2 protein-coding genes are annotated in these 823 nt (G+C 42.8%); both read left to right on the top strand.

Features of this window, described 5'->3' with window-relative positions; translation table 11 throughout:
* On the top strand, positions 1-216 hold a 216-nt coding region (locus cpu_RS14085), incomplete at its 5' end, for a hypothetical protein (protein WP_234970259.1).
* Positions 217-230: 14 nt separating this feature from the next.
* Complete coding sequence (locus cpu_RS13110) at positions 231-734, top strand: metallophosphoesterase (protein WP_075860417.1); 504 nt, start codon at positions 231-233, stop codon at positions 732-734.
* Positions 735-823 lie beyond the last annotated feature (89 nt).

Here is an 823-nt window from a genome sequence, read left to right on the forward strand (position 1 = left end):
CCGCAAAAAGCTTTTAAACAAAACCTCAACGCCACGGTAGGAATATTTTTTCCTTTTATGCAAATCGGCCTCTATTGGTTGTTATTTTTAAAATTTAAAATTTCGTTTTGGTCTTTAACCCTTGGCTTTGTAGTTTTATCTTTTATTTTAGGTGTAGGTATTTTAACATATACTTTAAAGATTGCGAAGGAAAGTTTTAAAAAGCTTGAAGTTTAAGGAGGGGGTTTTATATGTTAATTGGTATAGTGTCCGACAGCCACGACAATTTAGCCAATGTCCAGAAAGCGGTGGAGTATTTTAAAGAAAAAGGGATTACCACCGTAATCCACGCCGGCGACTGGGTGGCACCTTTTGCGGCGATAGCTCTGAAAAAGGGGATTGGCCGGGAAGGGCGGCTAATTACCGTTTTTGGCAACAACGAAGGGGAACATTACTACTTTAGGGAAGTGGTGGATAAGCTTGGCATTGAGTATTACCATGAAGCCGGGGAAGTGGAAATTGCCGGACGGAAAATTGCGGTGTACCACGGTACCAGCGAAGTCTTAACCCGGGCACTGGTGGAATGCGGCAAATATGATCTCGTGGTCACCGGCCACACCCATCAGGCGCATATTACGCCAAACGGCAAAACTTTGCATGTGAATCCCGGGGAACTGGCGGGAGTCTTGACCGGCAAGGGAACCTTTGCGGTGGTGGATTTAGAAAGTATGAAAGCGGAACTGGTGTCACTGTAGGGACGGTTCGAGACCCCTGAAAAAAGTATTATAAAAAATAGAAAATGTAGAATAAAATAACAATAGCCCCTAAATTTATGATATAATTT

This window comes from Carboxydothermus pertinax (assembly GCF_001950255.1).
Lineage (GTDB): Bacteria > Bacillota > Z-2901 > Carboxydothermales > Carboxydothermaceae > Carboxydothermus > Carboxydothermus pertinax.

What these genes read in the sequence shown, in the direction of transcription:
- cpu_RS13110 (WP_075860417.1), top strand. Translation starts at nt 231, where the DNA reads ATGTTAATTGGTATAGTGTCCGACAGCCACGACAATTTAGCCAATGTC.